Raw genomic sequence first — 17,462 nt, 5'->3', positions numbered from 1 at the left:
CGATAGTGTGGGCGCTCGTCCGAGACGCCCCGCCGTTCCCCACAGGCACGGGTGTCCACCGCAGTCCACCGAACCGGGGCCCGTACCTCGATGTCCGTGCACAGCCACACGGCAGCCCAGCAAGACCTCGCTGCCGCACCTGAGTTCCCGCGCCATGTCGTGACGGCGGTCCTCGTCTCCCACGACGGAGCCCGCTGGCTGCCCGACGCTCTCGCCGGGCTGCTCGGCCAGGAGCGCCCCGTCCAGTACGCCGTGGCGGCCGACACCGGCAGCGCCGACGACTCCGCCCGGCTGGTCACCGAGGCCCTCGGCGACGACCGCGTGCTGCACCTCGCCCGGCGCACCGGCTTCGGCCAGGCCGTCGCCGAGGCCGAGCGCACCGCACCGCACCTGACCCCCGAGGACCTGGCCTACCTGCGGCGGCCCAGCGGCTGGGACCCCGTCACGCGCACCTGGCGCGACGACGCCTACGACCTGCCCGAACTCCCGCACGGAGACCCGGTGCAGTGGCTGTGGCTGCTGCACGACGACTGCGCCCCCGAACCCGACGCCCTGGCCCAACTGCTGCGCGTCGTCGACAACGAGTACGAACTCGGCCGCGAGGACGTCGCCGTCGTCGGCCCCAAACTCCGCGGCTGGTACGACCGCCGGCAACTGCTGGAGGTCGGCGTCTCCATCGCCAACTCCGGCCGCCGCTGGACCGGCCTGGACCGGCGTGAACAGGACCAGGGCCAGCACGACCACGTCCGGTCCGTGCTGTCGGTGTCCACCGCCGGCATGCTGATCCGGCGTGACGTCTTCGAGCGGCTCGGCGGATTCGACCGCCGGCTGCCCCTGATGCGCGACGACGTCGACCTGTGCTGGCGCGCGCACGCCGCCGGGCTGCGCGTGCTGGTCGCCCCGGAGGCGGTCGTACGCCACGCCGAGGCGGCCTCCCGGGAACGCCGCGCCGTCGACTGCGCGGGGCGCACCACCGCCTCCCCGCACAAGGTGGACAAGGCCGGCGCCGTCCACACCCTCCTGGTCAACGTCCGCACCGCCGCCCTGCCCTGGGTGCTGCTGCGCCTCGTCCTCGGCACGCTGCTGCGGACCCTCGCCTACCTCGTCGGCAAGGTCCCCGGCCAGGCACTGGACGAGATCCGGGGCCTGCTGGGCGTCCTGCTCCGGCCCGAGCGCATCGTCGCGGGACGGCGTGAACGCGGGCGCCCGCAGGTCGAGAAGGACGAACTGCGCTCTCTGTTCCCGCCTCCCGGCGCGACCGTCCGCGTCACCGTCGAACAGATCGCGGGCAGCCTCGCCGGCAGCTCCGACGCGGAAGCGGCCGCGGGCGCCGGACGGCACGGCGGCGCCATCGAGTCCGGACCGGGCGGTGACGACGCCGACTTCCTCGAGATCGAGCAGTTCGCCCGCCTCAAGCGCATCGCCCGCAAACCCGGCCCGCTGCTCTTCGTGGTGCTGCTGCTCGTCTCCCTGGCCGCCTGCCGCGCACTCCTCGGCGGCGGCGCACTCGCGGGCGGCGCGCTGCTGCCCGCCCCGGCCGGCGCCGGCGAGCTGTGGTCGCGGTACGCGGACGCCTGGCACACCGTGGGCACCGGCGGCACCGCCTCCGCGCCGCCCTACCTGGCGATCGTCGCCACGCTCGCCTCCGTGCTGCTCGGCTCCACCGGACTGGCCGTCACCCTGATGCTGGTCTGCTCGGTGCCCCTCGCCGGCGTCACCGCGTACTTCGCCTCCCGTCCGCTCGTGCCCTCCCGGCTGCTGCGCGCCTGGGCGGCCGTCGCCTACGCCTTCCTGCCCGCGGCCACCGGCGCCCTCGCGAGCGGCCGCATCGGCACCGCCGTCCTCGCCGTGCTGCTCCCGCTCGCCGCGCGCGCGGGCGTGACCGCGGCCGGCCTGGCCGGCCAGGGCGGGGCGCGCGGCAGCTGGCGCGCCACCTGGGCGTACGCGCTGCTGCTGACCGTCACCACCGCCTTCACGCCCGTCGTGTGGCCCATCGCGCTGCTGCTCGGCATCGGTGTCCTGGTCCTGCGCCGTGGCGACATCACGGCGTACGGGCTGCGCCTCCTCGCCCAGCTCGGCACGTCCCTGCTGCTGCTCGCGCCCTGGTCGCTGTCGCTGCTGCCGTTCGGCTTCCTCGACGAGGCCGGCCTGGAGTACGGCTCCTCCGCCGCCTCCGCGCTCGACCTGCTCGGCGCCAGCCCCGGCGGCCCCGGCACGGTCGGCGGGCTGGTCCTCATCGGGCTCGTGGCGGCCGCGCTGGCCGCCCTGCTGCGCTCCGAGCGGCAGCGGGCGATCCGGGCGGCCTGGGCCGTCGCGCTGGTCGCCCTGGTCTTCGCGGTCCTGTCGAACCGGTCCGCCTGGGCCGGCCCGGCCACCCTCGTCTACGGCATCGCCCTGCTGGCCGCGGCCGTGCTGGGCGCCGACGGAGCGCGCTCGCGCGTCGCCGAGCAGAGCTTCGGCTGGCGTCAGCCGGTCGCCGCGCTCATCGCCCTCGCGTCGGCCGTCGGCCCGCTGATCGCCGCCGTCGGCTGGATGATCGGCGGCGCGGACGGGCCCCTGGAGCGCCGCGACCCCGTGCAGGTGCCCGCGTTCGTCGCCGAGGACAGCGTCACCCGCGACCAGGCCCGCACCCTCGTCCTCGACAGCGACTCCGCCGCCCATGTGAGCTACATGCTGGTCCGCGGCGCCGGGGTCCGCCTCGGCGACGGCGAACTGGCCGCCGGCGGGGGGAACACCCGGCTCGACAAGGTCGTCGCCAACCTCGTGGCCGGATCCGGCGCCGACCAGGCCGACCAGCTCGGCGGCTTCGCCGTGCGCTACGTCCTCGTGCACAAGGGAGCCCCCCACGACGTCGTCCGCGTCCTGGACGCCACGCCGGGCCTGAGGCGGCTCAGCCAGCAGGACGGCAGCGGGCTGTGGCAGGTGGAGCGGGACGTCGCGCGGGCGACCGTCGTGCCGGGCGGCGACGCCAAGGGCGAGCCGCAGCCCGTCGCCGCCGGACCCGTGGAGATCCACACGAAGATCCCGGCCGGCTCCGAGGGGCGCGTGCTGCGCCTCGCCGACACCGCCGCCGACGGCTGGACGGCCACCCTCGACGGCAAGCCGCTCACCCGCACCACGGTCGACGGCTGGGCCCAGGGCTTCGAACTGCCCGCCGCCGGCGGCCGGCTGGACGTCACCTACGACGACCCGTTCACCCACACCGCCTGGCTGTGGGCCCAGGGCCTGCTCGCCGTCGTGCTCGTGGTGCTCGCCCTGCCCGGCCGGCGCCGCGACGTCGACGACGACCTGCCCGACGAGCCGGTCGTCCCCGCCCAGGCGGTCGCCGGCGAGGGACGCAGGGCGCGCCGGCTGCGGGCCCAGGCGGAGGCCGAGGCGGAGGCCGGCGACGGCACCGGGACGGAGGCCGGCACGGCTGAAGACCCCGCCGCGCCCCCCGTACCGCCGCAGGAGCCGCCGGTGACGATCCCCCAGCAGGCGCCCGGCGACTGGGAACAGGCCGGCTACCAGGACGCCGAGTACGGCTCCTACGGCACGTACGGCGAGCAGTACCAGGACGCCCGGCAGCAGTACGACCCGGCCGCCTACGGGCAGCAGCCGTACGGGACGGACACCTACCAGGGCGCCCAGCCCACCCAGGGTGCCCAGGACGGTCCGTACGAGGGCCAGTACGAGGCGGGCGGGTACGACCCGTACGCCTACGGCGACCCGGCCGGGTCCGGCACCTACGACCCGGCGTACGGCCAGGGCGGATACGACACGCCGTACGACCCTTCCCAGGCCCACCAGCAGCCCCACGGCCCGGGCAGTGAGCGTCCCGACGGGAGCCAGCAGTGAACCGCACCACCCTGTCCCTGATCGCCGGCGCCACCGCGCTCGCCGCCGTCACCGGATTCGCGGCGCTCTCCACGCCCGACGCCTCCGGCGCGGACCCCGCCGGCGCGGCGGCCGCGCGGCTGCCCGTGGAGCGGACCAGTCTGCTGTGCCCGGTGCCCAGCACCTCCGACCTGGCCGAGACGACGTACACGTCGTTCACGCCCGTCACCCGGGGCACCGACGCCAAGGGCTCGGCCCAGCTCGCCGCCGCCACGGCGGAGCAGAGCGGGGAAAGCGGGGACGAGCAGGGCGGGAAGGCCGGGGACAAGGCCGGGAAACCCGTCGTCCAGCCCAAGGCCCCCGGCACCCCGGTCGCCGCGGGGACCACCGGTGCCGACAAGCCCGCGCTCGTCGGCACCGCGGAGGGGAGCTACGCCCCCGGCTGGACGGTGCAGGCCACCACCGAGGTCACCGCCGGCACGGGCCGCGGCCTGCTGGGCGTCAACTGCACCGCGCCGGACACCCAGTTCTGGTTCCCCGGCGCCGCCACGACGGCGGACCGCACCGACTACGTGCACCTGACGAACCCCGACGACGCGGCGGCCGTCGTCGACATCGAGCTCTACAGCAAGGACGGCGCCGTGAAGTCGTCGGTGGCGGACGGCATCACGGTGCCCGCCCACGCGAGCGAGTCGATCCTGCTGTCCACGCTCGTCGACGCGCAGGAGGCCGACCTCACCGTGCATGTCGGCGTGCGCAGCGGGCGGGTCGGCGCCACGGTGCAGGCCCTCGACGACAAGACCGGCGGCGACTGGCTGGCCGCGGCCACGGACCCGGCGGGCAGCGTGGTGCTGCCGGGCATCCCCAAGGACGCCACGGCCGTCCGCCTGGTGCTGTTCACGCCCGGTGACACCGACGCCGACCTGAAGGTGCGGCTCGCCTCACCGAACGGGCTGATCACGCCCGCCGGGCACGAGACGGTGCGCGTCAAGGCGGGCATGACGACGGGCATCGACCTCGGCGAGGTCACGCGGGGCGAGGCGGGCTCGCTGGTGCTGACGCCGGCGAGCCGGTCCGTGCCGGTCGTCGCCGCGCTGCGGGTGGTGCGGGGCAAGGGCGCGGCGCAGGAGACGGCGTTCATCCCCGCCTCCGGCCCGGTCGGGGCGCGCGCGACCGCGGTGGACAACCGCGCCAAGGGCACCACCCTGTCCCTGACCGCGCCCGGCCAGGCCGCACAGGTGAAGGTCACGGCGTCGGCGGGCAGCGAGGGCGGCACGACGGCCTCCCGGACGTACACGATCAAGGGCGGCACCACGCAGGACGTGCAACTGCCGGTCCCGGCGGGCCTGAAGGGCACCTACGCCCTGACGGTCGAGCCCGTGTCCGGCGGCCCCGTGTACGCGGCCCGCACCCTGACCCAGCCGGAGAACGACGACGCGGCGGCCTTCACGGTCCAGACCCTCCCGGACGACCGGGGGATGGTCGCGGTCCCGGAGGCGGAGGAGGACCTGTCGGTGCTGCAGAGGTGACGGGCCCCGGCCCGGGAACCCGGGCCGCCGCTCAGTCCTCCCCGTACCGCGGATCCACCGTCTCCGGTGTGAGTCCGAGCAGCTCCGCGACCTGCTCGACGACCACCTCGTGCACCAGCGCCGCCCGCTCGTCCCGTCCCTTGGTGCGGATCTCGACCGGCCGCCGGTAGACGACCACGCGCCCCCGCCGCCCGTCCCGCGCGGGCACGGTGCCGCCCAGCGGCACCGCCTCGTCGTTCCAGACCTGCCCGGCCCCCTCCAACCGCGGCACCTCGAGGACGTGGAAATCGATGTCGGCGAGCTGCGGCCACCGCCGCTCCAGGCGCTCGACGGAGTCCTGCACCAGGTCCGCGAACAGGTCGGCGCGGCTGGCGGCGAGCGGTACCTGCGGCGGTGCGATCGGGCCGCGCATGCCCCGGCCGTGGCGATCACGACGGCGGGGTCCTGGGCGGCCGGCCTCACGGGGCGTCACGGGGTTGTCCATCACTGGTGAAGGGTAGTCCTCGGGACGTCCGCGCGCCGTACCCCGCACGACACACCGGCGCCCGTCGCGGTACCCCGTACGGTAGACCGGCGGGCGACCGTTCCGGCCAAGATGGGGCTCGATTCCGTATCTCTCCGTGACCATGGATCTCATGGCAAATGTCGCTGTTTGTATCAGCTTATGACCGCCTCCGGGCCGGCCCGGCAGCTCGAGAATCGGCGTCTACGCAGGTCAGACCGGTACGTCCGGTGGCTGCCGTGACCCGTCTCACATCGCGACACGGTGGTGTGACCTGGCGGGGGATCGTCGCGGCCCGCTCAAGAGTGCGGTACCGTCCAACATCGTGAGCCCTGTACGTCGCTGTTCGCGCACCGCCTGCGGCCGTCCCGCCGTCGCGACGCTGACGTACGTCTACGCCGACTCGACCGCGGTCCTCGGCCCGCTCGCCACCTACGCCGAGCCCCACTGCTACGACCTGTGCGCCGAGCACTCCGAGCGCCTCACCGCCCCGCGCGGCTGGGAGGTCGTCCGGCTCCTCGACGGTTCGGCCCCGGCCCGGCCCAGCGGCGACGACCTGGAAGCGCTCGCCAACGCCGTGCGCGAGGCCGCCCGTCCCCAGCAGCGCGCGGCGGGAGCCGGCGGCGGGGCGCGATCGGCCGACCCGATGGAGGTCGCGCGCCGCGGCCACCTGCGCGTACTGCGCTCGCCGGACAACTGAGCCCCACCCGCTCCCGGCGCCGCCGCGCCGTGGTCACAGGCACCCTCCGCCGAACATCCTTCCCGCACACCCATTGACGTCTCCTTGTCGCGGACACGACCATTCCGGAAGCCGCGAGAAAACGCTTTCGCATGGCGGAATCCGGGGAGGCGCCCGTGTACGTCCAGGAACTCGAACCCCTCGGGGACTCCCTCGGCCTGTCCGCCCTGGTGGCGGCCCTGCCCCTGGTGATCGTCCTCGTCCTGCTCGGCGGCGTCCGCATGAAGGCGCACCTGGCGGGCCTCACGGGCCTCCTGGTGGCGGTGCTCGTCGCCTGGCTCGCGTACGGCATGCCGCTGGACCAGACGCTCTCGAGCGCAGCACAGGGCGCCGTCTTCGGGCTCTTCCCCATCCTGTGGATCGTCGTCAACGCCCTCTGGGTCTACCGGATGACCGTCCACACCCGGCACTTCGACATCCTGCGCCGCTCCTTCGGCAGGCTCTCCGACGACCCGCGCATCCAGGCCCTGGTCGTCGCCTTCTGCTTCGGCGCCCTGCTGGAGGCCCTCGCCGGCTTCGGGGCGCCCGTCGCGATCTGCTCGGTCATGCTCGTCGCGCTCGGCTTCGACCCGGTGCGCGCGGCCGTCGTGTCGCTGGTCGCCAACACCGCACCGGTCGCCTTCGGCGCCATGGGCACCCCCGTGGTCACGCTGGCCCAGGTCACCGGGCTGCCGCTGGACGACGTCGCCTCCGTGGTGGGCCGCCAGACGCCCCTGCTCGCCCTCGTCGTCCCGCTGCTGCTGGTCGGCCTGGTGGACGGGCGGCGCGGACTGCGCGAGACCTGGGTGCCCGCCCTGGCCTGCGGAACGGCCTTCGCCGTCGCCCAGTTCGCCGCCTCCAACTACGTCTCCGCCCAGCTCGCCGACATCGGCGCCGCCCTGCTCGGCGCGGGCGCCCTGGTCGCCGTGCCGCAGGCCCGCAGGCCGGCCGCCGAACCCGTCCGGGCCTCGGTGCTGACCGGGGCCCGCAGCGAGGAACTCGACGAGGACGACCCCCGCCGGGAGGTGCTGCGCGCCTACGCGCCGTACGCCCTGATCGTCGCCGTCTTCTCGGTCGCGCAGATCCCGCCGGTCAAGGACTGGCTGGCCGGGGCCACCCGGACCTTCGACTGGCCGTTCCTGGACGTCGCGGATCCGCGGGGCGAGCCTGTCGGCGGCAACGTCTTCTCCTGGCCGGTCGTCTCCACCGGCGGCACCCTCGTGCTCCTCGCCGGGCTGGCCACGGCCGTCGTCCTCGGCGTCCACGCGCGCGTGGCGGTCAGGGAGTGGCTCGCGACCGTGCGCGAACTGCGGTACGCGATCCTCACCGTCACCTCCGTGCTGGCCCTCGCCTACGTCATGAACCTCTCCGGACAGGCCGCCACCATCGGCCACTTCGTCGCCGCGGCCGGCGCCGGACTCGCCTTCCTCTCCCCGGTGCTCGGCTGGTTCGGCGTCGCCGTCTCCGGCTCCGACACCTCCGCCAACGCCCTCTTCGGCGCCCTCCAGGTGACCGCCGCGCGGGAGTCCGGCCTGTCGCCTGAGCTGCTGGCCGCCGCGAACAGCTCGGGCGGCGTCCTCGGCAAGATGATCTCCCCGCAGAACCTCACCATCGCCTGCGCCGCCGTCGGCCTCGCCGGCCGCGAGGGCGACCTGCTGCGCAAGGTGCTTCCGTGGAGCCTCGGCCTGCTGCTGGTCATGTGCCTGATCGTGGTCGGACAGTCCACCCCGGTCCTGGGCTGGATGCTGCCCTGACCCGTGCGCGTGCGTACGGGTAGTTTGTGGGCTCCGACAGGACTTTCAGGAAGGTTGGCCGTGGCTGCTGATCTGTCGCAGATCGTGAAGGCGTACGACGTACGCGGTGTGGTCCCGGACCAGTGGGACGAGTCGCTGGCCGAGCTGTTCGGCGCGGCCTTCGTCGAGCTGACCGGCGCGGACGCCGTCGTGGTCGGCCACGACATGCGGCCCTCCTCCCCGGGCCTGTCCGGCGCCTTCGCGCGCGGGGCGGCCGCCCAGGGCGCCGACGTGACCGAGATCGGCCTGTGCTCCACCGACCAGCTCTACTACGCCTCCGGCGCGCTGGACCTGCCGGGCGCCATGTTCACGGCCTCGCACAACCCCGCCCGCTACAACGGCATCAAGCTGTGCCGCGCCGGCGCGGCGCCCGTCGGCCAGGACACCGGCCTCGCGGAGATCCGCGCCCTCGTGGAGCGCTGGAGCACGTCCGGCGCCCCCGAACCCGCCTCCCGTCAGGGCACGGTCACCCGCCGCGACACGCTCGCCGACTACGCGGCCCACCTGCGGTCCCTCGTCGACCTCACCGCCATCAGGCCCCTCAAGGTCGTCGTCGACGCCGGCAACGGCATGGGCGGCCACACCGTCCCGACGGTCTTCGAGGGCCTGCCCCTCGACCTGGTGCCGATGTACTTCGAGCTGGACGGCACCTTCCCCAACCACGAGGCCAACCCGCTCGACCCGGCCAACCTCGTCGACCTCCAGAAGCGCGTCCGCGAGGAGGGTGCCGACCTCGGTCTCGCCTTCGACGGCGACGCCGACCGCTGCTTCGTCGTCGACCGGAACGGCGACCCGGTCTCCCCGTCCGCGGTCACCGCCCTCGTCGCCGCCCGCGAACTCGCCCGCAACGGCGGCAAGGGCACCGTCATCCACAACCTGATCACGTCCTGGTCCGTGCCCGAGGTCGTGCGGGAGAACGGCGGCACCCCGGCACGCACGCGCGTGGGCCACTCCTTCATCAAGGCCGAGATGGCCCGGACCGGCGCCATCTTCGGCGGCGAGCACTCCGCGCACTACTACTTCCGCGACTTCTGGAACGCCGACACGGGCATGCTGGCCGCCCTCCACGTCCTCGCCGCCCTCGGCGAGCAGGACGGACCGCTGTCCGCCCTCGTCGCCCAGTACGACCGCTACGCCGGCTCCGGCGAGATCAACTCCACCGTCGCCGACCAGGCGGGCCGCCTCGCCGCCATCCGCGCCGCCTACGAGGGCCGCGACGACGTCACCCTCGACGAGCTGGACGGCCTCACCGTCACCGCGGCCGACTGGTGGTTCAACGTCCGGCCGTCCAACACGGAGCCCCTGCTGCGCCTGAACGCGGAGGCCCGCGACGAGGCGACGATGACGAGGATCCGCGACGAGGCCCTGGCCATCATCCGAAGCTAGCCACGCCCAGCCGCCGTAACTGCCGTAGCTGCGGTCAGTCGTGCCTCCCCCAGTGCCTGAACGGCCTGGGCGGTGCCCCCAGGGGCCGGCACGGGTGGGCGGTGGGGGTGTCCCCCCCGCTCGAGCGAAGCCGAGAGTGGGGGAGGCACCCCGTAGCGCCGGGCCACGCAACCCGCCTCCGCGCACCGCGCCGCGTGCCGCGCATCCACCGGACCCCGACACCGGCCCCGTGACCGGCGGTACCCTGACCAGCACATCCACACAAGCCCCACCGCCCCCGAAGGGAACCACCATGCCGCTCGAAGCCGGCCTCCTGGAGATTCTCGCCTGCCCCGCCTGCCACGCTCCCCTCAAGGAGCAGGACGCGGAGCTGATCTGCACCGGCCAGGACTGCGGTCTGGCGTACCCGATCCGCGACGGCATCCCCGTCCTCCTCGTCGACGAGGCCCGCCGCCCCGGATAGACCGCCGCCAAGGCGCCCGCGCGACCGAACGAACGCCCCGGCGATCGGAGACTGCCGCCATGCTCGACGAATCGCTCCTCGACGCCCCGGAAGGCCTCGCCGAGGCCGACCGCCGCGGCCTCCTCCGCGGCGCCGCCGAGGCCGGTGCCCGCGTCCGCACCGCCGCCCGGCTCGCCGCCGAGGCCGGCGTCGGCAACCTCAAACCGGACGGCCGCCCCCGCGCCGTCCTCATCGCCGGTCCCGGGGCCGCCGCCACCCACGCCGCCGACCTCCTCGGCACGCTGGCCGGCGCCGGCAGCCCCGTCACCCGCCTCGCCCCCACCGGTGTCGCGGCCGCCGCGGGCGCCCTGCGCTGGGAACTGCCCGGCTGGGCCGGCTCCGTGGACCTGCTGCTGATCGCCACCCCCGACGGCGCCGAACCGGGCCTGTCCCTGCTCGCCGAACAGGCCTACCGCCGCGGCTGCACGGTCGTCGCCGTGGCCCCCGACCGCTCCCCGCTCAGCGAGTCGGTGAACGGCTCCCACGGCCTGTTCATCCCCATGGCGACCGCCCCCTACGACCACGACGAGCCGCTCGCCGGCGCCGCCCCCGGCGTCCTGTGGGCCCTCCTCACCCCGCTTCTCGCGCTGCTGGACCGCACCGGCCTGCTGGACGCGCCGCCCGACGCCGTCGGGAAGGTCGCCGACCGCCTCGACCAGGTCGCCGAACGCTGCGGACCCGCCGTCGTGACGTACAGCAACCCCGCCAAGACCCTGGCGGCCGAGCTGGCCGACTCCCTCCCCGTCGTCTGGACCGAGGGCACCTCCGCCGGACCGGCGGGCCGCCGCTTCGCCGCCGCGCTCGCCGAACTCTCCGGCACCCCCGCCGTCGTCGCCGAACTGCCCGAGGCACTCGCGGCGCACAACGCCCTGCTCGCCGGCCGCCTCGCAGCCGCCGCCGACCCCGACGACTTCTTCCGCGACCGCGTCGAGGAGGCACCCGCCCTGCACGCGCGCGTGGTGCTGCTGCGCGACCGCCCCGGCGGCGGCCTCACCGCCGCCCCCGCCGCCCGTGACCTGGCGCTCGGCCACGACACGCCCATCAGCGAGCTCGAGCCGGAGGCGGGCGGCGAACTGGAGACCCTCGCCGAACTGATCGCCATCACGGATTTCGCCGCCGTTTACCTGGCGCTCGCTTCCGGCGCCTGATCTCGTACGCACAGCACACGCACCAGCACGAGCACGAGCACGAGCACCAGCACCGCGCACGCACCGGCAGAGAGAGCCCATGGACCGCCTCGACAACACCGTCCGCCCCTACGCATGGGGTTCCACCACCGCGATCCCGACCCTCCTCGGCACCGAGACGACCGGCGAACCGCAGGCGGAGATGTGGATGGGCGCCCACCCCGGCGCCCCCTCCCGCACCGGCCGGGGCACCCTCGCACAGGTCGTCGCCGCCGACCCCGAGAAGGAACTCGGCGCCGCCTCCGTCGCCAGGTTCGGTCCGCGGCTGCCGTTCCTCCTCAAGCTCCTCGCCGCGGGCGCCCCGCTCTCCCTCCAGGTCCACCCCGACCTGGCCCAGGCCCAGGAGGGCTACGCGGACGAGGAGCGCCGCGGTGTCCCCCTGGACGCCCCGAACCGCAACTACAAGGACGCCAACCACAAGCCCGAACTGGTCTGCGCCCTCACCGAGTTCGACGGCCTGTGCGGCTTCCGCGCCCCCACCGGGACCGCCGACCTCCTCGACGGGCTCGGCGTCGCCTCCCTCAAGCCCTACGTCGACCTGCTCCGCGCCCACCCCGAGGACGCCGCCCTGCGCGAGGTCCTCACCGCGATCCTCACGGCCGACCCCGAGGAGATGTCCCGCACGGTCGCCGAGACCGCGGCCGCCTGCGAACGCCTCGGCGGCCCCTACGCCCCGTACGCCGGCATCGCCCACCACTACCCGGGCGACCCCGGCGTCCTCGCCGCCCTGCTCCTCAACCACGTCCGGCTCCAGCCCGGCGAGGCCCTGTACCTGGGCGCCGGCATCCCGCACGCCTACCTGAACGGCCTCGGCGTCGAGATCATGGCCAACTCCGACAACGTCCTGCGCTGCGGCCTGACCCCCAAGCACGTCGACGTCCCCGAACTGCTGCGCATCGTCCGCTTCGAGCCCGGCGACCCCGGCATCCTCCGCCCGGAGGCGTCCCCCGACGGCGAAGAGGTCTACGACACCCCGACCGACGAGTTCCGCCTCTCCCGCTACGTCCTCCCCGAGGGCACCGCCCCGCACGACCTCACCCTCCCCGCACCGCAGATCCTGCTGTGCACGGCCGGTTCCGTGCGGGCGGGCGAGCACGACCTGGCCCCCGGCCGGTCCGTCTTCGTCCCGGCGGGCGAAAAGGCCGAAGTGTCCGGTGGCGGCACGCTCTTCCGCGCCACCGTGCGTGTCTGACGGGAAAGCGGCAACCCGGTCGGGCGCACCGGTGCCCCGCCGGGCTGCAACAATGACCCACCGCAAAGGACGGGCAAAGCCGATCACCGGCGGGCAGCCCGGCGGCGCACACACGCAGGCGAAGGCGAAGGGACAACGCGACACATGAGCGCGTCAGGCGGCACCAAAGCGATCGTGGCGGCACTCGGCGCCAACCTCGCGATCGCTGTATCGAAATTCGTGGCGTTCCTCTTCAGCGGCTCGTCGTCGATGCTCGCCGAGGCCGTGCACTCGCTCGCGGACTCCGGCAACCAGGCACTGCTCCTGGTCGGCGGCAAGAAGGCGCAGCGCGAGGCCACCCCGCAACACCCCTTCGGCTACGGCCGCGAGCGCTACATCTACGCCTTCCTCGTCTCCATCGTGCTCTTCTCGGTCGGCGGTATGTTCGCCCTCTACGAGGGCTACGAGAAGATCAAGCACCCGCACGAACTCGAGCACTGGTACTGGCCAGTGGGCGTCCTCGTCTTCGCGATCATCGCCGAGGGCTTCTCCTTCCGCACCGCGATCAAGGAGTCGAACACCCTGCGGGGCAAGCAGTCCTGGACGGAGTTCGTCCGCCGCGCCAAGGCTCCCGAGCTGCCGGTCGTCCTGCTCGAGGACTTCGGCGCGCTCATCGGCCTGGTGCTCGCCCTCGGCGGCGTCGGCCTCGCCCTGCTCACCGGCGACGGCGTCTGGGACGGCATCGGCACCCTGTGCATCGGCGTCCTGCTCATCCTGATCGCGCTCGTCCTGGCCGCCGAGACGAAGTCCCTGCTGCTCGGCGAGTCCGCGGGCGCCGAGAACCTCCGCAGGATCGAGGCCGCGACCGTCGACGGCGACACCGTCACCCGCATCATCCACATGCGCACCCTCCACCTCGGGCCCGAGGAACTCCTCGTCGCCGCCAAGATCGCCGTGCGGCACGACGAGACGGCCGCCGAGGTCGCCGCCGCCATCGACGCCGCCGAGGCCCGCATCCGCGAGGCCGTCCCGATCGCCCGCGTCATCTACCTCGAACCGGACATCTACAGCGAGTCCGAGGCCGCCAAGGGCTCCGACCGCGAAGCCACCCCCGGCGGCCCGGCCACCGGCCACCACTGACACCCGCTTGCTCCATTCGACCGGGGCCCGCCGAACTCTCGGCGGGCCCCGGTCGCGCTCCGCCCACCCGCGGAACGGCCGGAAGTCTGCGGAGGCGGACTGGGGACGCGGGGTCCAGCGGTGTAGCTTGGGACGGAGCCAGACGTCGCTGCTGATGGCGGTCGGGCGGTCCCAGGACGGACCGGCCGAGGGAGAGAGGGCCTCCGACGGACTGCGCTGCGCGTACGCGGGCATGCCTGTGTCCTCTTCGGGGCACCCCTGTGTCCGCCGCCGCGCAGGTCAGCCGTAATCACCTCGATCCCAACCCGAGGAGCAGTCCGTAATGACGACTGTCGACAACCGACAGGACTTCAAGGTCGCCGACCTCTCCCTGGCCGCGTTCGGCCGCAAGGAGATCACCCTCGCCGAGCACGAGATGCCGGGCCTGATGGCGATCCGCAAGGAGTACGCCGACGCCCAGCCCCTCGCCGGCGCCCGCGTCACCGGCTCCCTGCACATGACCGTGCAGACCGCCGTGCTCATCGAGACCCTCGTCGCCCTCGGCGCCGAGGTCCGCTGGGCCTCCTGCAACATCTTCTCCACACAGGACCACGCGGCCGCCGCCATCGCCGTCGGCCCGAACGGCACGCCCGACGACCCGCAGGGCGTCCCCGTCTTCGCCTGGAAGGGCGAGACCCTCGAGGAGTACTGGTGGTGCACGGAGCAGGCGCTGACCTGGCCGAACACTCCCACCGGCGGCCCGAACATGATCCTGGACGACGGCGGTGACGCCACCCTCCTCGTCCACAAGGGCGTCGAGTACGAGAAGGACGGCAAGGTCCCCTCGCCCGACACCGCCGAGTCCGACGAGCACCGCGTCATCCTCGAACTCCTCACCCGCACGGTCGCCGAGAGCCCGCAGAAGTGGACCCAGCTGGCGTCCGAGATCCGCGGCGTGACCGAGGAGACCACCACCGGCGTCCACCGCCTGTACGAGATGCACCGCGACGGCACCCTGCTGTTCCCGGCGATCAACGTCAACGACGCCGTGACGAAGTCGAAGTTCGACAACAAGTACGGCTGCCGCCACTCCCTGATCGACGGCATCAACCGGGCCACGGACGTCCTGATCGGCGGCAAGACCGCCGTCGTCTGCGGCTACGGCGACGTCGGCAAGGGCTGCGCGGAGTCCCTGCGCGGCCAGGGCGCCCGCGTGATCGTCACCGAGATCGACCCGATCTGCGCCCTGCAGGCGGCGATGGACGGCTACCAGGTCACGACGCTGGACGAGGTCGTCGACAAGGCCGACATCTTCGTCACCACGACCGGCAACAAGGACATCATCATGGCCTCGGACATGGCCAAGATGAAGCACCAGGCCATCGTCGGAAACATCGGCCACTTCGACAACGAGATCGACATGGCCGGCCTCGCCCGGATCCCCGGCATCGTCAAGGACGAGGTCAAGCCGCAGGTCCACACCTGGACCTTCCCCGACGGCAAGGTCCTCATCGTCCTCTCCGAGGGCCGCCTGCTGAACCTGGGCAACGCCACCGGCCACCCGTCGTTCGTGATGTCCAACTCGTTCGCGGACCAGACCCTGGCCCAGATCGAGCTGTTCACCAAGCCCGACGAGTACCCGACCGACGTCTACGTGCTGCCCAAGCACCTCGACGAGAAGGTCGCCCGCCTCCACCTCGACTCCCTCGGCGTCAAGCTGACCACGCTCCGCCCGGAGCAGGCCGACTACATCGGCGTCAAGGTCGAGGGCCCCTACAAGGCGGACCACTACCGCTACTGAGTCACCGGCTCCTCCGAGGCAGGCCCCCGCACCCCCGTGCCGGGGGCCTGCCCCATGAGCGCCGCGCCCGCATCAGCGGCCGGACGAGCCCGTCACCACCCAGGACACCCATGCCCCGCGGCCGTTATTCGCTCCACGATCCGCACGATCACACCCCCCTCGCGGAAGAACACTTCCAGTGCGCCCCCGGCCCCTCCGGCTGGCGCTACGTCTCCCGGCGGACCACGCCCACCGGAGACCACCTCGGATCCGTCGACCTCGCCCTCGACGAACTCGGCCGCCCCATCCGTCTCGAACTCCACGCAGCCGACTGGCAGGTCCGCGGCGCGGCCATCGACGGCGTCACCTGGGTCCGGACCGACCCCACCGGGGTACACGCCACCGAAGGCAATGCGCGCGCCCACGCCTTCACCGGCACGTCCCCCGCCTTCCTCGTCGCCACCGCCCGACTCCTGCGCCTCACCCCCTTCGCACCGGCCACCCGCCTGCGGCTCGTCGCCCTCACGGACCCGGTCCTCGCCCCCCGCACCCTGGACCAGTCCTGGGCCTTGGTGAACAGAGAAGCACACGCCACTGACAGCGGGTCACTCACCGTGGACGAGTACCAGGTCACAGCCCTGGACACGGGCGAACAGCACGCCGTGCACATCGCCGGCGACGTGGTGCTCGCGGCTCCCGGCATCGAGCTGGAGGACCTGGAGTCACCGCCGTCCGTCTTCCCCTCGCAGGAACCGGGCGCGGGCACGTGACCCCGTGACACGGCGGGCGGGACGGGACGGCGGCGACCGCTACTCCGGCGGCACGAACCCGGTGGCGGGCCGCTCACCGCGCGGCCCGTCCCCCGGCACCTCCGGCGGCCGGGAACCGTGCGCCGCCCCCGCCGGAGGCACGACCGGCGGAGTCACCGGCGACACCGGCGACGGATACGCCACCGACGGCTGAGGCGCGGCCGGCAGCGCGGCAGGTGTCCCGCCCCCGGGCGCACCGCCGCCGAAGGCCCGCCGGGCCTCCCGGGCCTGCCGTTCCTGCAGCACCGCCGCCAGATAACCCGCCGGCGGGACACCGTGCGGCGCCGGAGCCCCCGTACGGGTCGCGACGTCGGAGGCGAGCCGTTCCGCCATGGTCCGGGCGACCTGGGGATCGAGCTGCCCCATCCGTGCCAGGTACTGACGCACGGCGAGCCACAGACCGTCCGGCACCGCGGACAGGTCGAGCTCCGAGAACCGCCCCGCCAGCCACGGCGGAGGCGGGGGCAGAAAACCGGTGGGCGCGACCGGCACCCGTTCCCGCACGACGAGCGTCCCCGCGAAGACGTCCCCGAGGCGGCGCCCCCGTGCCGACACCAGAGAAGCGATGCAGGCCACCACTCCGAGCGTCAGCAGGATCTCCACGACCCCGATCAGACCCCGCACCAGCGCGTGCCGGAACCGGATCGGCCCCCCGTCGTCCCGCACCACCCGCAGCCCGCACGCCATCTTCCCCAGCGACCGGCCGTGGCTGAGCGTCTCCACCGCGATCGGCGCGCCCACCAGCACCAGGACGAAGACGGCGAGGGACAGCGCCGTCTGGGCCGCCGCGTCCAGGGACGAGGTGGACGCCACCAGAGCGACGGTCCCCACCACGTAGGCGGCCACGGCGACCGCCAGATCGAGCAGGACGGCCAGCGCCCTGCTGGGCAGCTTCGCGGGACGCAGCTCCAGCGCCACGGCCTCGCCCGTCACCAGCTCACTCACGCCTGACGCCCTTCCCCTGGCTGCCCCCGTCCCCGCCAGTCTGCCAAGCTGAGGACGCACCGCGCCGCGGTACGACAAGCTGATCCACGACGAGCCGCCGACGATAGCCGAGGAGCAGGCACCCCGATGGACCTCGACGTCTTCGTCTCCGCCCACCGCGCGGAGTGGGACCGCCTCGACACCCTGCTGCGGCGCCGACGCCGGC

14 protein-coding genes (1 of these 14 cut by a window edge) are annotated in these 17,462 nt (G+C 73.9%); 12 read left to right on the top strand and 2 right to left on the bottom strand.

What is annotated here, in order from left to right:
- The first annotated feature begins 90 nt into the window (after positions 1 to 90).
- Together AC0VYN_RS31575 and AC0VYN_RS31570 are read left to right on the top strand one after the other, a co-directional pair.
- The gene (locus tag AC0VYN_RS31575; RefSeq protein ID WP_475533723.1) at positions 91 to 3,837 is read left to right on the top strand and encodes a glycosyltransferase family 2 protein; all 3,747 of its coding nucleotides are present in this window, start codon (positions 91 to 93) and stop codon (positions 3,835 to 3,837) included.
- A complete protein-coding gene (locus tag AC0VYN_RS31570; RefSeq protein ID WP_475533722.1) occupies positions 3,834 to 5,345 on the top strand; it encodes a DUF5719 family protein in 1,512 nt (503 codons plus the stop codon). Before AC0VYN_RS31575 ends, AC0VYN_RS31570 begins: the two co-directional genes overlap by 4 nt.
- 31 nt (positions 5,346 to 5,376) lie before the next feature.
- On the opposite strand, the gene AC0VYN_RS31565 is transcribed toward AC0VYN_RS31570, so the two are convergent.
- Positions 5,377 to 5,829, bottom strand: coding sequence for a metallopeptidase family protein (locus AC0VYN_RS31565; RefSeq protein WP_385461306.1), 453 nt, complete (start codon positions 5,827 to 5,829; stop codon positions 5,377 to 5,379).
- 343 nt (positions 5,830 to 6,172) lie between these two features.
- On the opposite strand from AC0VYN_RS31565, the gene AC0VYN_RS31560 reads away from it, so the two are divergent.
- The 9 genes from AC0VYN_RS31560 (at position 6,173) to AC0VYN_RS31520 (ending at position 16,273) form a co-directional block, all read left to right on the top strand.
- On the top strand, positions 6,173 to 6,547 hold the full coding sequence (locus AC0VYN_RS31560) for a DUF3499 domain-containing protein (RefSeq protein WP_475533721.1): 375 nt from the start codon (positions 6,173 to 6,175) through the stop codon (positions 6,545 to 6,547).
- A 155-nt stretch (positions 6,548 to 6,702) separates the two neighbouring features.
- Positions 6,703 to 8,319, top strand: a complete 1,617-nt coding sequence (locus AC0VYN_RS31555) for an L-lactate permease (RefSeq protein ID WP_475537022.1) — start codon at positions 6,703 to 6,705, stop codon at positions 8,317 to 8,319.
- A gap of 60 nt (positions 8,320 to 8,379) precedes the next feature.
- Complete coding sequence (locus AC0VYN_RS31550) at positions 8,380 to 9,744, top strand: phosphomannomutase/phosphoglucomutase (RefSeq protein WP_475533720.1); 1,365 nt, start codon at positions 8,380 to 8,382, stop codon at positions 9,742 to 9,744.
- 292 nt (positions 9,745 to 10,036) lie between these two features.
- Positions 10,037 to 10,207: a Trm112 family protein gene (locus AC0VYN_RS31545; protein WP_385461222.1), complete on the top strand. Its 171-nt coding sequence runs from the start codon at positions 10,037 to 10,039 to the stop codon at positions 10,205 to 10,207.
- Positions 10,208 to 10,266: 59 nt separating this feature from the next.
- Positions 10,267 to 11,394, top strand: coding sequence for an SIS domain-containing protein (locus tag AC0VYN_RS31540; protein WP_385461219.1), 1,128 nt, complete (start codon positions 10,267 to 10,269; stop codon positions 11,392 to 11,394).
- A gap of 79 nt (positions 11,395 to 11,473) precedes the next feature.
- Positions 11,474 to 12,625, top strand: coding sequence for a mannose-6-phosphate isomerase, class I (gene manA, locus AC0VYN_RS31535; RefSeq protein ID WP_475533719.1), 1,152 nt, complete (start codon positions 11,474 to 11,476; stop codon positions 12,623 to 12,625).
- Positions 12,626 to 12,769: 144 nt separating this feature from the next.
- Positions 12,770 to 13,744, top strand: a complete 975-nt coding sequence (locus AC0VYN_RS31530; RefSeq protein WP_475533718.1) for a cation diffusion facilitator family transporter — start codon at positions 12,770 to 12,772, stop codon at positions 13,742 to 13,744.
- Between the two features lie 322 nt (positions 13,745 to 14,066).
- Positions 14,067 to 15,524: an adenosylhomocysteinase gene (gene ahcY, locus AC0VYN_RS31525; RefSeq protein WP_385461210.1), complete on the top strand. Its 1,458-nt coding sequence runs from the start codon at positions 14,067 to 14,069 to the stop codon at positions 15,522 to 15,524.
- Between the two features lie 110 nt (positions 15,525 to 15,634).
- Positions 15,635 to 16,273, top strand: coding sequence for a hypothetical protein (locus tag AC0VYN_RS31520; protein ID WP_475533717.1), 639 nt, complete (start codon positions 15,635 to 15,637; stop codon positions 16,271 to 16,273).
- A 39-nt stretch (positions 16,274 to 16,312) separates the two neighbouring features.
- On the opposite strand, the gene AC0VYN_RS31515 is transcribed toward AC0VYN_RS31520, so the two are convergent.
- Positions 16,313 to 17,257: an RDD family protein gene (locus AC0VYN_RS31515; RefSeq protein WP_475533716.1), complete on the bottom strand. Its 945-nt coding sequence runs from the start codon at positions 17,255 to 17,257 to the stop codon at positions 16,313 to 16,315.
- 126 nt (positions 17,258 to 17,383) lie between these two features.
- On the opposite strand from AC0VYN_RS31515, the gene AC0VYN_RS31510 reads away from it, so the two are divergent.
- Positions 17,384 to 17,462, top strand: partial view of a stage II sporulation protein M gene (locus AC0VYN_RS31510; protein ID WP_475533715.1) — the start only. It continues 929 nt past the right edge of the window; only the first 79 of its 1,008 coding nucleotides appear in the window; the start codon lies at positions 17,384 to 17,386; its stop codon lies beyond the right edge, outside the window.

The sequence above is a fragment of the Streptomyces sp. 63XJN7_1_ISO-PGPR-S23-121 genome (genome assembly GCF_056173025.1).
This window is presented reverse-complemented; position numbering and strand designations above follow the sequence as displayed.

Coding starts and splice junctions, on each gene's coding strand:
- AC0VYN_RS31575 (WP_475533723.1), top strand. CDS start 91: ATGTCCGTGCACAGCCACACGGCAGCCCAGCAAGACCTCGCTGCCGCA.
- AC0VYN_RS31565 (WP_385461306.1), bottom strand. CDS start 5,829: ATGGACAACCCCGTGACGCCCCGTGAGGCCGGCCGCCCAGGACCCCGC.
- AC0VYN_RS31545 (WP_385461222.1), top strand. CDS start 10,037: ATGCCGCTCGAAGCCGGCCTCCTGGAGATTCTCGCCTGCCCCGCCTGC.
- AC0VYN_RS31540 (WP_385461219.1), top strand. CDS start 10,267: ATGCTCGACGAATCGCTCCTCGACGCCCCGGAAGGCCTCGCCGAGGCC.
- manA (WP_475533719.1), top strand. CDS start 11,474: ATGGACCGCCTCGACAACACCGTCCGCCCCTACGCATGGGGTTCCACC.
- AC0VYN_RS31530 (WP_475533718.1), top strand. CDS start 12,770: ATGAGCGCGTCAGGCGGCACCAAAGCGATCGTGGCGGCACTCGGCGCC.
- ahcY (WP_385461210.1), top strand. CDS start 14,067: ATGACGACTGTCGACAACCGACAGGACTTCAAGGTCGCCGACCTCTCC.
- AC0VYN_RS31520 (WP_475533717.1), top strand. CDS start 15,635: ATGCCCCGCGGCCGTTATTCGCTCCACGATCCGCACGATCACACCCCC.